Annotated in this window: 10 protein-coding genes; 8 read left to right on the top strand and 2 right to left on the bottom strand. The window is 46.4% G+C overall.

Annotated elements, in window-relative coordinates; all coding sequences use genetic code 11:
* Positions 1-26 precede the first annotated feature (26 nt).
* Positions 27-1,610 (top strand): amidohydrolase, encoded by a 1,584-nt coding sequence (locus NST99_RS24610; protein ID WP_341095096.1) that lies wholly within the window; start codon positions 27-29, stop codon positions 1,608-1,610.
* On the top strand, positions 1,600-3,042 hold the full coding sequence (locus NST99_RS24605) for a YfcC family protein (protein WP_341095094.1): 1,443 nt from the start codon (positions 1,600-1,602) through the stop codon (positions 3,040-3,042). Before NST99_RS24610 ends, NST99_RS24605 begins: the two co-directional genes overlap by 11 nt.
* Before the next feature lie 344 nt (positions 3,043-3,386).
* On the opposite strand, the gene NST99_RS24600 is transcribed toward NST99_RS24605, so the two are convergent.
* Both NST99_RS24600 and NST99_RS24595 read right to left on the bottom strand, forming a co-directional pair.
* Positions 3,387-3,872, bottom strand: a complete 486-nt coding sequence (locus NST99_RS24600) for a GNAT family N-acetyltransferase (RefSeq protein WP_341095092.1) — start codon at positions 3,870-3,872, stop codon at positions 3,387-3,389.
* Positions 3,873-4,012: 140 nt separating this feature from the next.
* On the bottom strand, positions 4,013-5,056 hold the full coding sequence (locus NST99_RS24595) for a PocR ligand-binding domain-containing protein (protein ID WP_379141098.1): 1,044 nt from the start codon (positions 5,054-5,056) through the stop codon (positions 4,013-4,015).
* 204 nt (positions 5,057-5,260) lie between these two features.
* Here NST99_RS24595 and NST99_RS24590 point away from each other — a divergent pair, with 204 nt between their 5' ends.
* The 6 genes from NST99_RS24590 to NST99_RS24565 all read left to right on the top strand — a co-directional run bounded on the left by NST99_RS24590 (position 5,261) and on the right by NST99_RS24565 (position 15,138).
* Positions 5,261-6,397 (top strand): glycerol dehydrogenase, encoded by a 1,137-nt coding sequence (locus NST99_RS24590; protein WP_341095089.1) that lies wholly within the window; start codon positions 5,261-5,263, stop codon positions 6,395-6,397.
* A 3-nt stretch (positions 6,398-6,400) separates the two neighbouring features.
* Positions 6,401-8,164, top strand: coding sequence for a dihydroxyacetone kinase subunit DhaK (dhaK, locus tag NST99_RS24585; protein ID WP_341095088.1), 1,764 nt, complete (start codon positions 6,401-6,403; stop codon positions 8,162-8,164).
* 136 nt (positions 8,165-8,300) lie between these two features.
* Positions 8,301-10,448: an alpha/beta hydrolase family protein gene (locus NST99_RS24580; protein WP_341095087.1), complete on the top strand. Its 2,148-nt coding sequence runs from the start codon at positions 8,301-8,303 to the stop codon at positions 10,446-10,448.
* Positions 10,449-10,871: 423 nt separating this feature from the next.
* Positions 10,872-13,046, top strand: coding sequence for a helix-turn-helix domain-containing protein (locus NST99_RS24575; RefSeq protein WP_341095086.1), 2,175 nt, complete (start codon positions 10,872-10,874; stop codon positions 13,044-13,046).
* 215 nt (positions 13,047-13,261) lie between these two features.
* Positions 13,262-14,236 carry an ABC transporter permease gene (locus NST99_RS24570; protein WP_341095084.1) on the top strand — a complete coding sequence of 325 codons (975 nt, stop codon included), beginning with the start codon at positions 13,262-13,264 and terminating at the stop codon, positions 14,234-14,236.
* 29 nt (positions 14,237-14,265) lie between these two features.
* Positions 14,266-15,138, top strand: coding sequence for a carbohydrate ABC transporter permease (locus NST99_RS24565; protein ID WP_341095082.1), 873 nt, complete (start codon positions 14,266-14,268; stop codon positions 15,136-15,138).
* Positions 15,139-15,209: the final 71 nt, after the last annotated feature.

The raw sequence follows: 15,209 nt of genomic DNA, 5'->3' as shown, positions 1-15,209 counted from the left end.
TAAATTTGAACTAAGGCGGAGAGATCATGGGAGCAGTTAAACATGGTTTTGCAGAAAGAGTACTAATGTCTAGTGCCGTGTTTACAGGAAAAGAGGAGGATGCCTTGCCTGGATTCATCGCCCTGCAAGGGGAACGGATTGCCGCGGTCGGCGATCCGGCAGAGGCAGAAGCCTGGATCGGACCGAAGACGATTGTCCATCATCTGAGGGATGCGTTGATTATGCCTGGTGTGCATGATAATCATGTGTTTTTTACCGGATATATGTCCTTGCACCGTGGCGTGGATCTGACAAATGCAGCCTCTATAGAAGATGCCTTGCAATTGCTTATAGAAGAAGCGGAACAACAACCTGAAGATCAAAATGTATACGCTTACGGCTGGAGCCGGGAGTTATGGGGAAAGCTCCCAGAGCAAAGTATATTAGATATAGCTTTTCCTCAAAGGGCCGTCATTGCCATGAATCGGACGAAAAATTATTGCTGGATGAACCAAATCGCCCAGGATAAATATCGGTTCACCCCTGATCATTGCAGTGCCGAGGCGCGTGCCAGCTTACTGTATGAAATGATGCAGGATCGGGAATTAGTCAAAAAAGAGTTTTTGGATTTCACCCGGATGCTTGCCAAGCGGGGTGTAACCTCCATCAAAGATATAGGCTTTGACCAGCACAGCGGTTTATTGCCGGTTCTTGAAGAACTGGAAGCTGCCGGGGAACTGCCGCTGCGGTTTCATTTTGCGCTGGAACCTGTGCTGCAGCCGATTGATATTCCCGCCGGAATTCAATATAAAGAACGCTATCAAGGGGAGGTTCTCCGCTTTCAGGGATTCAAGCTGATGATAGACGGTGTTGTGGCTGATCATACAGGGGATATGCTGGAGCCTTACGCAGATCTGCCGGGAGTAACTACTTTGCAGCCGGTTGACTATGACGTAATTGAAGCTGCAGTATTTGAAGCAGACAGGCATGGAATCAAGTGCTGTCTTACGGCTGAAGGGGATGCAGCAATTCGCAGAGCTGTAGATATGCTCGAAACCTGCCGTCAACAGCAGGGGGATCATCCAATTAAACATTCTATAAGTGATTTGGAATACCCTCACCCCGATGATTTAAAACGGATGGGGGAAAACGGGATTTTCGCCGAGGTATATGCCCAGATCCTGCTGTTAAATCCCTCCTATGAAGATGCGTATATGGCGGCTGTGGCTGGAAAAGCGAATGAAAGCCGGTTCTATGATTACCGGTCCATGCTGGATGCGAACATCCCCATTACCATTGGCACTGATTTACCGTTGTTCCTCACTAGTGTTCCTGATTCGATCTACGCGGCCACTTTCCGGTTGTTTCCTGACGGGTCACCACCTGAAGGCTGGAATGTTGAGCAGGGAATGCCAGCATCTGAAGTCTTAAAGGCATGGACCCTTAACGGGGCCAGGCACTGTGGTATGGAAGAGAGCACGGGAACCTTAGAAGCGGGGAAATATGCCGACATTGCTGTATTTGACCGCAATCTTCTGGATACAACAGCTGCCGATATCAGAGACGCACAAGTCGTATTAACTATTGCTGCCGGGAAAATCACCTACGACGCTACTAGGAATGAGGGATAAAATGGAAACCTCTAAACGTAAAATAAAATGGTCTCTGCCTCATAGTTATACATTGATTTTCTTGATTATAATAGCGATTGCCGGTTTGACTTGGGTTGTCCCGAGCGGTCAATTTGACCGGCAGGAAATCATTGTAGATGGTTCAGCCAAGACAACGATTATCCCGGGAACCTATCATTCCGTACCGAAAGTCAGTGAAGAGGGCGATTTGCGGCAGGGACTTGCGCAAATCGCCAGTGCACCAATGGAAGGCATTATCAATGCTGTTGATGTGGTTGCCTTCGTACTTATTGTAGGCGGAGCCTTTGGGATTATTTTGCAGACCGGTGCGATTGACCGGGCGCTGATGGCCTTGGCCGGACGGCTCAAACAAAAAGGGATATTGCTGATTCCGATAGCGATGGTTATTTTCAGCCTTGGAGGTTCCACGTTCGGAATGAGTGAAGAAATAATACCTCTTTACGCCATTTTTATTCCTTTGATGTTTGCACTCGGTTTTGACTCCATTACGGCCATCCTCATCCTTTATCTTGGAACACAGATCGGTTATATCGGCTCCACCGTTAATCCGTTTTCAGTATTGATTGCGCAAGGCGTAGCGGGAGTGCAGGGCAATCCACAGCTATGGCTGAGATTTATTGAATGGATTGTTTTCACTGCGATATCAATCGGTTTTACCATGTGGTATGCGCAGCGGGTGAAGAAAAATCCGGAGAAATCTCCTGTATTCCAGAATGACATTTTAAATCGTCAGCACTTTATTAAAGAGAACTCAGACATAAAGGTGAGCTTCACCCATCGGGATAAACTCATCATTGGCGGCTTTATCGCTACCTTGGGGTTGATTGTGTGGGGAATTATGACCAAGGGCTGGTATATGACCGAGATCGGCGCCCTTTTCTTCGCACTTGGTATTTTCTCGGGTGTGGTCACCAAGATGAATCAGAAGGAAATCGCTGAGAATTTCGTAAAGGGCTGTGGCGAATTCATCTATGCGGCGGTCATTATCGGGCTGGCCCGGGGAATTCTCGTCGTTGCTGAGAACGGCATGATTATCGATACGATCCTGAATGCACTGGCAAACCTGCTTGAAGGTCTGCCAAACTATTTGTTCACTACCATCATGCTGGTCGTGCATAATATTATCACGTTCCTGGTGCCCTCTTCCTCCGGTGAGGCCGCTTTAACGATGCCCGTGCTTGCCCCATTGGGCGATCTGGTCGGTGTCAACCGCGAAGCGGTAGTAACCGCTTATCAATTTGGAAACGGGTTGACCAACCTCATTTCCCCAACAGGTGGAGTATTATTAGCAGGACTGGCAATCGCCCGGATCAATTTTGGGCAGTGGCTCAAAGTCATCCTTAAGCTGTTTCCAATCTTGTGGCTGGTGGCTGCAGTCTTTGCCGCGATATCTTCAGCTGTGGGAATGTAAGTACTGTATAGATTGAACTTATAATTCTTCTGTTTCCGGATTGGTCGTGACTACAGAGAATGTTTGGACTTCCGGCCGCTGTTAGGTTTGGATTTCCTGAATTTAACCGCGAATCGCGGTAGAAATCCAAACCTAAAGGCGGACGCTGCCGCTCCTACAGTTCCAAAATTCCCCTCCGCCACTTTTCCCTTTTGTGTAGTTATTAAGTTCATTCTATATGGGGGTGTCCCAAAAGTCGATTTTCTATGACCAGGTCTAATCTTCTTCTTTCTAAAAAACAGAGCAGCGATTCTCCCGTTATTGGGGAATCGCTGCTCTTCAGTTTTGCTCCATTGAAGCTTGCTTCAGCAAAAATATACATAATCTATGTGTTCACCAACAAAATCTGCAATATTTTGATTTTCCCTTTTTTGATATATTGTGAACCCAACACTCTCATACATTCGTTGAGCAGGGATTAGGTCATTATTTGTGGTTACAATGATTTTTCTTACATTATCTTGGGTAATTCTATTGACCGCTTCTTGAAGCTGTATTTTACCATAACCATTGCTTTTGTGTTTTGAAGCAATGCAATTATGGCCAATTTCCGCATACTCAGGCATATTTCTCGGGTCCCATGAAACAAATCCGATGGCTTCATCGTTTAGTGTTGTGATAAACCCGTATTTATCTGCAATTTGCAAATTGTCAAAGAAAAAGTTGTCAAAAACTTGCCAATCAGAATTACTACTTTGCTGATATCTGCAATCAAATAAATATGTATCTTTCAATAATTCAAAGAGTATTCCTCGATTAAAGTCGCTCACTTTTTTAAATTCAATACTCATGTACTAATAACCCCCATTTTTTTAAAACGTCCTTCTCCATGTAAAGATCTTAAGTTCAATTTATATTAGGCAAATCATTAAAATCTGGATTGGGCAGCGATTGAAACAACGGTCCGTTCGCGGAGCGTCCATCCAAGTGCTCAAGTTGATCCTGCTTTTTCCCGATAACCTTTACGATAAAGAGCAGGTGTGATCTCTTCGAATTTTTTGAAGATTTTAATGAAATAACCGGGTTCATTGAAGCCCAGCTCATCACTGATTTGAGAAACGGGCATATCGGTCACTTCGAGCAGCTGCTTCGCCCATTTCACCTTAAGCCTTGCCAAATAAGTGGTGAAGTTTTCCCCTGTTTCCTTCGCAAAAAGTCTGCTGAAATAGCTGGGACTGATGTGACATAGCTCAGCCATATGACTTAATGTTATATTTTCACTTTTGTTATTGTAAATATAATCCCAGGCGGGTTTAAAGATCGGATTTGTACAAATACTCATATCAGAGGATGTGTTTTTAAGGTAGGCATCCGCGATGGCATTGGTCATTTCTTTTTTGATCGACTCAATATTTTTAATGGTGTAGCCGGGCAGAATAGTGGAGAGGTTTAGGGCTTCATCGTTTCCGGCAGCCTTCTCGAACATTTCGACCAGCAGATTTTTGTTGAGTGCCTCTTCGATAATATAGTTGCATAGGAGAAACAGCATGTTGGATATTTTCACGACTTCTTCATAGGTCATCGTTGGTATATCATCGTAGTATGCCTTCAATTGATTTCCTTTGAGCAGATGTGATGATTTGTTTGGCGAAGATACAATTTGCTCCAGATCTGTACCGTTCTCAGGATCGGAAAGCTTGACCTGCCCCGCCATCACAGCACCCAGGTATTTATCATCCACAGTGATCGGAATCGCAATATCTATAATATTAAAGTGGCATAGATAAACGTAAGGTGCATTTAATCGAACTGCTTCAAGCCCGCCGCGGGAATCACACTTCTGGCAAAACGGCAGCAGCTCCGGATCCTTCCGCACATTCTGACAGAAAGCCTGGCAGCTGCTGTGGCTGGTCACAGGGATTCCCTTGTAATCAACCGTCAAAATAGCCAGCTTGGTAACGGTAGCCAAGGAATCCTGAAGCCGCTTCCATTTTTTGAGATCCAAAAATTTGCTTATATTTAAGGACTCTTGCATCAAAAAAATCACCCCTCGATTTAAAATCGTATAATAAGGACCTTCTTTATGGCAAGAGGATACCATTGTTACTGCACAGTGCAAATAATTACGATTAAGAATTATAATTATTGGTTATGATATTCCACTATCAAGATCAATATCCTGCTTTATACTCTAATTAAATAATAAAATTTGTTATAAAAAACAGGAGGCGTTAGATTCATGAGAAAAGCATTCATTAGTCCAACTAAATATGTTCAAGGTGAAGACGAGTTATTAAATCTTGGCTACTTTGTAACTTCATTTGGTTCCTCCGCTTTGTTGATTGCCCATCCGGATGATGTGAAACGGGTAAAGGATAAGCTCGATGCTACGTCTAAGAAGTTTAACATCACCTTTGTTGAAAGCGGTTTTAAGGGAGAGTGCTCACGTCAGGAAGTCACCAGATTACAGGCTATTGCGACAGAGAAGGGCTGTACCTGCACAATCGGCCTGGGCGGAGGCAAAGCGATTGATGCGGCCAAATGCGTCGCTCAGGGAGAAGCTCTGATCATTTGCCCGACGATTGCTGCTACCGATGCACCTACCAGCCATTCAGCCGTGCTGTATACACCGGAGGGGGCTTTTGATGATTATGCCTATTTCAAGCAAAGTCCAAGTGTTGTTTTGGTAGATACGACGGTGATAGCCAATGCGCCTACACGCTTTCTTGTGGCAGGGATGGGGGACGCTTTGTCCACCTATTTTGAAGCAAGAGCGACCTCCAAGTCTTATTCGAGAGTGAACGCCAGTCTGCCCATGGGCTCAAGAGAAGGCTACTGTGCCCCTGCTGTAGGAACGAACGCAGCGCTCGCCCTCGCAACCCTATGTTATGAAATGCTGCTTAAAGACGGGGCGAAAGCGAAGATAGCCAGTGATAGTAATGTGGTTACACAGGCGCTGGAGAATATCGTGGAGACTAATATTTTATTGTCGGGTCTTGGTTTTGAAAGCGCAGGCTTGGGCGGCGCACACGCGATCCATGATGGTTTAACGATTCTGGAAGGAACACATTCTTACTATCACGGAGAAAAGGTTGCCTTCGGCACACTTGCCCAACTGGTGCTGGAGAATGCCCCGACGGAGGAATTGCATCAGGTTCTGGATTTTTGTCTGGAGGTAGGGTTGCCTGTGTGCCTGGCGGATATCGGCGTAGATCATATTACAGCTGAGGAACTGCTTCAAGTCGCTGAAAAAGCCTGCATTCCTGAAGAATCCATTCATGCGATGCCGTTCCCTATCACTGTAAAGGAAGTTGCAGCTGCGATTGCCGCGGCAGACAGAATTGGCCAAAACTACAAAACAGCCCGGGAGGCCTAATCCATGAAGAAGATCATCAATCAGCCGGAGAACACGGTCATTGAAATGTGCAATGGCATTGCCATGGCTCATCCGGAGCTTGAATTTGTGAGGAAGTATAAAATCATTAAGAAAAAAGAAATCAATGAAAATAAGGTCAGCCTGATTAGTGGCGGTGGCAGCGGACATGAGCCTGCACATGCAGGATATGTGGGGAAAGGCATGCTGGATGCGGCGGTATGCGGAGATATTTTCGCCTCCCCGTCCCAGATCCAGGTATATCAGGCCATTCAGGCAACCGCCAGCAAAAAGGGTACCTTGATGATTATAAAGAATTACAGCGGTGATATGATGAATTTCAAGAACGCAGCTTTTTTGGCTGAAGAAGACGGGATTGAAGTCGATTATGTCCGGGTAGAAGATGATATTTCGGTACAGGACAGTTTATATACGGTAGGGCGCCGGGGAGTAGCCGGAACTGTACTGGTGCATAAAATTGCCGGGGCGGCGGCAGAAGAGGGCTGGAGTCTGGCGCAGGTGAAAGCCGCTGCGGAGAAAGCGGCTGCAAATGTCCGCAGCATCGGTTTCGGATTAACCTCATGTACGGTTCCTGCCAAGGGAACCCCCACCTTCGAAATTGCTGAGGATGAGCTGGAATATGGCGTCGGCATTCATGGGGAGCCGGGAATCCGCCGCGAAAAAATAGCAACTGCCGATAGTCTGGCAAAACGTATGGTGGAGGCACTTTTAGCGGATTTAAAGATCGGGGGCGAAGCTTCTTCCGAGATTGCACTACTCGTTAACGGATTTGGGGGAACTCCGCTGCTGGAGCTGTATCTGTTAAATAACGCCGTGACCCGGGAATTAGCAGAGAAGAAAAATATTAAGATTTGTAAAACCTTCGTCGGAAACTATATGACAAGCATTGATATGGCCGGAGCCTCCATCACCCTTATGAAATTGGACGAAGAACTGAAAATGCTCTTATTCAAGGAAAGCGATACCCCTGCCTTCAAAGTTTCAGGGCCTACGGAAAGCGTTCCGTATGTTGATATTGCCCAGGACAATCTCACAGAATCATCCGTATCCTTTGGGACAGAAACACCTGAAGCATATGCCAAGATCAATGGCGATACCTTTACACTCCATAATTTCGTCTATCTGTTAGACAAGATGAGCGAAATCATTATTAGAAATGAAGTTCCGTTCTGTGAACTGGATTCACATGCGGGTGATGGCGATTTCGGGATGAGTATTGCCAAAGGATTCCGGCAGTTGAAGCGGGAGTGGAAAGATATTCTGGCACATAGCCAAGCGGACATAGGAAGCTTTATGAATGCTTGTTCACTGGTTATTATGGAATATTGCGGAGGGGCTTCCGGACCGATCTGGGGTTCTGCATTCCGTTCAGCGGGTAAGGCTGTTGGTGCGAAAACAGAAATAAGTGTTTCTGAATTTGCTGACATGATGCAGGCCGCTGTACAAGGCATACAAACAGTCGGTGAACGTTCATTCGGGCGTGGAGCCGTGGTGGGGGACAAAACCTTGATCGACGCTCTTGTGCCTTGTGCAGATTCCTGGTCGAAGAGCAGTCAGGCCGGAGATGATTTCAAAACCGCTTTTGTGAAGGGGGCCGATGCAGCCATTGAAGGAGCCAAAAAGACAGAAGCTATTGTGGCACGTATGGGACGCGCAGGCACTGTTGGCGAAAGAAGCATTGGATATCCGGATGCGGGTGCCTATGCGCTTGGGGTTATTTTTAAGGAGCTTTCGGATCAATTGAAATAAAAAGATCACGTTCTCAAAAGGTATCAGCGTTAGATCTCTTAGCGCTGCTATACCTATTACGAGTATTGATAACGCTTACATTTAAGGGGCTGTGATGATGTAACCCCATAAGTTCAAGACAAAGGAGCTATCTATAATGAGTAAAATGGTTTCGCAATTCAAAAAACCACAGGGCTTGCTGGCCTTAGCCTTGAGTCTGATCATTCTTGGAAGTCTGATCGCCAATATGTTTAACACTTCATTTTACTCGGTGAACGTGAAAGAAATTAAATTCAAGGGTGATCATGGTACACTTTCCGGGCTGCTCTATACACCCGATGGGGCTGGTGCAGAGGATCCCAGGCCGGTAATCATAACGACACATGGCTATCTGAATACTAAAGAAATGCAGGATGCTCCGGCGATCGAAATGTCCAGACGGGGTTATATTGTCCTGGCGCTTGATATGTATGATCACGGTGATTCGCGCTGGGAAAGTGACATCCCCGTGAAGGACTTATTCGGCACCTTCTGGGTTTATTCCCAATTTGACGCGTCCAAGTACATTTTTGAACAGGATTACACCAAAAAAGATGATAAGGGTAACGCTTATGTCGCGGTCAGCGGCCATTCGATGGGCGGATTCTCCTCATTGGTAGCTATGTACATGGATGAACTGACCTCGCTACAGACCGGACAGCGCATGATTTATGCCGGGATTTCTGCGGGTGCCGATTTCTCTTACGCCTCCGCGGTTGCTCCTCAGGATCAGATTCAAGCTGCTTTTGGCAGCCGGACGGTAGGCATGATTGCGGGGAAATATGATGAGTTCTTCTTCAATAAGTCGGATGCTGAAAAGAGTGCCACCGAGAAGAAAGTACAGGGGACCGTTACGGAAAAGGATTTTGCGGCAACGATCTCGGGCAAAGGATTCCTTGGACTTGCCGCGGACAATCCGGCTGCAGAGACGGGAAAGTTCTACACTGTAGAATCTGGAGAATTGAAGCTTGAAGATAAGGTCGTTCGTCCAGCGCAGAGCGGTGAGCATATCTTATTTACACCTAGCCAGACTCACCCGTGGAACCATTTTTCCAAAACTGCAACCGCCAGCTTTATTGATTTTTATGCCCATGCCTTTAAAGGTGTGACCTCACCCAACCAGACAAACGCTGATCTTGGTTCAGGCAATCAAATCTGGTGGATGAAAGAAACGGGCAATGCTATAGCATTGGTGGGCTTCTTTCTGCTACTGGTTCCCTTGATCAGCTTGCTGCTGAAAGCTCCATTCCTGAAGCGTTCGGTCACGGCTTCCACAACCACGGTAAGCGCGCCTTCAACCGGGATGCAGAGAATCGCCTATTGGGCAGCCATTGTGTTCTCGACGTTGTTTCCGGCCATATTGTTCCCTACGTTAATGGATAAGCAAGCGGATGGACTGAATGTTCTGAGTGTAATTTCCATGATCCTGCTAATCATTTGTTTGGCCGCAGCGGCCGCAGGCTTTATTCTGGCCAACAGCCAGAAGGCGAACCCGGATGTCCGCGCCAAAATGAAAAACATAGGCATAGGAAGTGCGTTGCTGGCGGTAATTTCGCTGGGTTTGTGGATCGTCTTTGAAAAATCAAGTCGTATTCTCTCGACCAGTTCTTACTTTAACGAACCTACAACAAATCAGATTGGATATTGGGCGCTTGTCTCCGGTCTCATTATTGCCTTTATAACCTGTGCGTTCTACTATTTCTCGAAAAAGCAGGCGGGTACGAAATTCAGCAGCTATGGGATCCATCTGAACTCTATTACCATCATCGCCAGCTTGTGCACTGCCATTGCAGCTGTGTTCGTTGGTTATCTGCTGCTGTTCGCCGTGCAGGCAGTAGCTGGCACAGATTTCCGTCTTTGGACCTTTGCTGTACGTACCTTTGAAATCGAGCATTTGATCACCGGGCTTCGGTATATGCCGTTTTTCTTTATTTACTACTTTGTCAGTGTTGTTGCACTAAATGCCAATACAAGAGGGCAAAGAAGGGGATATCTGCTATCCATTATTCTGAATGTGGGCGGACTTATTCTTTGGATGGCAGCTCAATATGGCAAAGATTTCATTACGGGTGTTGCACTTTATCCAGGGCAATCCTTAAACGGTATTCTGCTGTTCGCCATGGTGCCGCTTCTCCTAATAGCTGCTGTATATGCCCGGAAGATTTTTGAGAAGACCAACAATGTGTGGCTGGCCTCCTTCTTGAACACCATTCTGTTCACCATGATTACCGCAGCGAATACGGCAATGTTCTGGAATCTGGTTTAGATCAACGCGAGACAAAATTAAAGGTGGTCCCGGGCTATTAGCGTAGCTGCGGGACTTTTTTTAAAATATAAAAATTTATATGCTTCACGCTATAAATCATCCTTCTATTTCCCGCTGAAACGGATACTGTCCTTTTGAGGACGGCGACCGTTTCTACTTGGTGTTTTAAAGAAAATGGAATGAATTTAAAGATTTTACACTGGTGTTTGGAGGATGATTTTGATAGGTTAAGCCGTAAGAACAGTTCATTACCAGCAGATTATTGTTAACGCTATCATTTTTGTCCGGAGCAGTGCCTGACACTTTGTGTAAAAGGAGACCTGAATCGCATTTATAATGGAAAGTGTAAAGCGATGAGTGAGACAAAGAGGGGGGATGATGTATATGCCCGAATATAAAAAAACCATTTTTATACGGTTTATCATGTCTTATACGATCCTGTCTGTTGTACTGATCGGCATCATGGGAGGGTATTGGTATACCCAAACCAACGGAATCATGGAGGATGAGATTGTTAAAGACAATCAGAACCGGCTGAATTCCGCTAAGGATTATATCGAACAGACAGTACTTAAGAAATACGAAGATAATCTGCAAAACAAAGCGCTCTCCATCCGGTTTATCCAGGAAAATTTCAATTTGAATCTGCTGCTCAACAAGAGCTGGGAGGGGAATTTAAGCCGTATCGCTTCCTTTCGGCAGGATCTGGATTTTTACAGGATCGAAAATGAAGGGCTCAGCAATGTCACCGTTTATTTTCCGGCCAATAATTATGTGGTGGATTCCAGTCAATTTTATATGAAGACTGAGAATTCGGAGGAAGCGGCGTTTATCTTAAAGCTGAACAGGGTGAAGCCTAAAGAATGGCTGTTCCGGACATTGGCGGATGGAAGTCAGGTCATGACCTACGTGATTAAACTGCCTTATGAGACACCGGGTGTGCCGACCATGGGGTACTTTTTTATCGATGTAGGCATGGAGTATCTTCAGACGGCGGCAGCCCAAATGCTCAGTTCTGCGGCTGACCGGCTGTATATCTTTAGCCCTTCCGGGCAGGCCGTTCTTCATACGGGGGAGTATGATGAAGCTTTAGGCGGATTGCTGAAGGAAACGATTCAAAACCGGCGGAACGGCAAACAGATCACCGAGGAGTCAGAAGGCAAAGCCGTCCTTTCGTATCTAGAGCCGGCCCATTCGGCGCATGACTGGACATATGCGATGTACCGCCCGATGAATTCTTTTGTACTTTCTTCCGAACAGTTGAAGGAAAGCCTTTTCATCAGCTGCGGGGCGGTCGTGCTATTTGGTCTTTTAATGTCATTTTTTTTCTCCAAGCAATTGTATATTCCGGTGAAAAAACTGGTAATGCAGATTAAAGGGTTGCAGTCGCCGGGTTCTGTCACGTTATGGGGCAATGAATATGCGTTTATTGGCAGCACCTTTAATTTATTGGAAGAGAAAATAGTGAATCTGGAAACACAGGCCAGAAAAAATGATTTGAAAAATCTGCTGCTCGGGGTAAACCTGGAAATGGAGGTAGAGTCCTTCATCAGGCTGGATTACAGCTATTGCACAGTTTATCTGAATAACCTTGAAGAGGGAACTGAAGGTTTTAAAAGCCAATATGAGCGGATGGACCACTGCTTGCCTAGCGTAGTTGTCGCCTTGAATGAGCAGGAAGCGGCTATTATTTATTATATTCCGCGGGCTGAGCCGGAACAGGAAAGGGTTATATTTGCCGATCTGCAGCAAACTCAGTCTTCAGAGCAAGCGTCAAGCTTCGGGGCAGCCATCGGTACGATAGTGAACAACCCGGAGGAAATCGCCGACTCCTACCAGATGGCCAAACAGGCGGACCGATATCATTTTTTATACGGGAAGGATTCCATTGTTGCCTATTCCAGTATCGTTGAGCTGAATACGGCGCCTCATCTGTTTCCTTACGATCATTTCAAAAATGCGCTGCAGGCGGGAGACGAGGATAGCGTGAACAGCTTCCTTGATCATTTTCTGCAGACTCTCCAGGAAAGCAAGCTGCAGATTGAGGCGGTGGAACTGGCCTTGCTTCAGCTGATTATGCAGTTGTATCAATCCGTAATTGAGCTTAAGCTGCAGCACTTTCTGCCGCACTCGAATATCTTTGATGAATTAAAGAAAGACACGCTCACCGGTACGGTTGAAGGGATACGGGTGCTGTCCATGCAGATTACCGAGCATCTGAAATATTCGGGTAACCATGCGCATACGGATCTGATCCGTACCCTGAAGAATTACATTGAAGACCATTTACACGAGGATTTATCCCTGCAGATCCTTTCAAAGGAAGTATCACTTGCTCCAGCTTATATTTCCACACTGTTCAGTGAGGGGACAAAGGAGTCTTTTACGGAGTATGTAACCCGGCTGCGTCTGGAAAAAGCTGCGGATCTGCTGCGTTGCCAGCCCCGCCTTTCGGTGTCGGTGATCGCCTCGCAGGTCGGGTATCGTAATCCCCAGTATTTTCACAGCAAATTTAAGACGCGTTTTGGTGTCACGCCCGTCCAATACCGGAACTCGCAGCTGGCGGCCCTCGATACCTTGTTTTTAGAGAACGAATAGTAAGAGAATGATAAGTTAAAATAAGATGATGATAGGGCTGTTGGCTGGAGCATCTGGTTATGCTTTCCAGTCAACGGCCTTTTTTATGCCTTTAAGGGCAGAAGTGAAAGATTTTATAAAGATTCGAATGAAGTTGCAATGGAAAAAGCGCTTTCAGGACCCTAAGATGGGAATGTGGTTTGAGGGATTTTGGATTTTGGAAAGGAGCAGTCAACATGAACCCGGTGAATCGTCCGGAAATTGACGGAGGGAAGAGATTGTACCCTGCCCGGCCGTCGAGAATTGCAGCAACCTGGAGAGAGTACAAAAAATGCAGATACTTGTTTCTGCTGCTCGCTCCGGTGATGATTTGGTACGCAGTGTTTGCCTACGCCCCGATGTACGGTATTCAACTGGCTTTTAAGGATTTTAGGATTATGGATGGCATCTGGGGCAGCCCGTGGGTCGGCCTCAAACATTTCGAGTTCCTGTTCTTTCAGTCCCCTGATTTTCTGCGGATTTTGAAGAATACGGTTACGATCAGTTTTCTGCATATTGCCTTCGGCTTTCCCGCACCGATTATACTCGCGCTGCTGATCAACGAGATCCGCTCAAGCAGCTTCAAAAGGGTTGCGCAGTCGCTGACGTATCTGCCGCATTTTTTTTCCTGGGTCATTCTCTCGGGAATTCTGATCACCTTGCTGTCCCCGTCGAGCGGTGTAGTGAATTACCTGCTGCAGCTTGTAGGACTAGAGCCGATTTATTTCCTGGGCAATCCTAATTATTTCCGCTTCACGCTGGTAACCTCGGGGATATGGAAAGAAGTGGGCTGGGGGACGATCATTTATTTGGCCGCGCTCGCCGGAATACAGCCCGAAATGTACGAAGCTGCCGTCATGGACGGAGCCAGCCGCTGGAGGCAGACCCTCAGTATTACACTTCCGACGATTTTACCGGTCATTATCCTAATGTTTATTCTGCGGATTGGCAGTGTGCTGGATGCCGGATTTGATCAGATTCTTAACCTCTATTCACCTGCGACCTATAGTGTGGCAGATATTCTGGACACCTATGTTTACAGGGTTGGCTTGCAGAACTTCCAGTTCAGCCTGACGACGGCGGTCGGCTTGTTCAAGAATGTGATCGCTTTTGCTCTGGTGTTGACTACGAACTTTGTTTCTAAAAAGCTGGGACAGCAAGGCATCTTTTAAACGGAAAAACCGGATAGGAGGATAAGACAGTGAAACATAGTTTGGGTAGTACCCTTTTTCAGGCCTGTTTAATTACTTTTATGATCATCTTATGTATCGTCATGTTGTATCCATTCGTCCATATGCTTTCCATATCGTTCAGCACACCGGCGGAAGCTTTGAGACTGGGAATCCATTTGTACCCGCAGAAGGTCTCATTATTCGCCTGGGAGAAAGTGCTGGGCAATCCTGATATCTGGACGGGGTTTGGAAACACACTTTTTCGTACCGTAGTTGGCACCATTTGTTCCATCTTGTTCATGTCATTTGGTGCTTACCCGCTCTCCCGTAAATACTTGCCGCACCGCAATGTGTACACAATGATTATTGTGTTCACGATGTTTTTCAGCGGAGGGATGATTCCTTCGTATTTCCTGATCAAGTCCCTGGGACTGCTGGATTCGCGCCTGGTCTATATTATTCCTGGTCTCATCAGTACCTTCTCGATGCTCATTCTGCGCAATTTCTTTCAGGAGATTCCCGACGAGCTTGAGGATTCGGCTAAAATTGATGGTGCCAATGATCTGCGCATTCTGTTTCAGCTTGTGCTGCCGTTATCGCTGCCCGTCATTGCGACATTGTCGCTATGGTCGGCGGTGGGACATTGGAACGCCTGGTTTGACGCGGTTCTCTACATACAGGACCCCTCCAAGCAGGTGCTGCAGACCTTCCTGAGACGGGTGGTTATCACGGGAGAGAATCTCTCCCTGTTTGCGAACGATGTTAAGGGCTCTGAACTGGGTTATGGAGAGCCGATTAAAGCGGCCACCCTGATGTTCACGGCGCTGCCGATCATTATTGTCTATCCGTTCCTGCAAAAGTATTTTGTCAAAGGAACCATGGTGGGATCGCTTAAAGGTTAACCGGTGTTTGCTCAAGCTGTCTTTCACGGCGGTTTGATGAAATTATAAAATTGCTAACGATCAAAAGGGAG

Source organism: Paenibacillus sp. FSL L8-0470 (assembly GCF_038008625.1).
Lineage (GTDB): Bacteria > Bacillota > Bacilli > Paenibacillales > Paenibacillaceae > Paenibacillus_AQ.
This window is presented reverse-complemented; position numbering and strand designations above follow the sequence as displayed.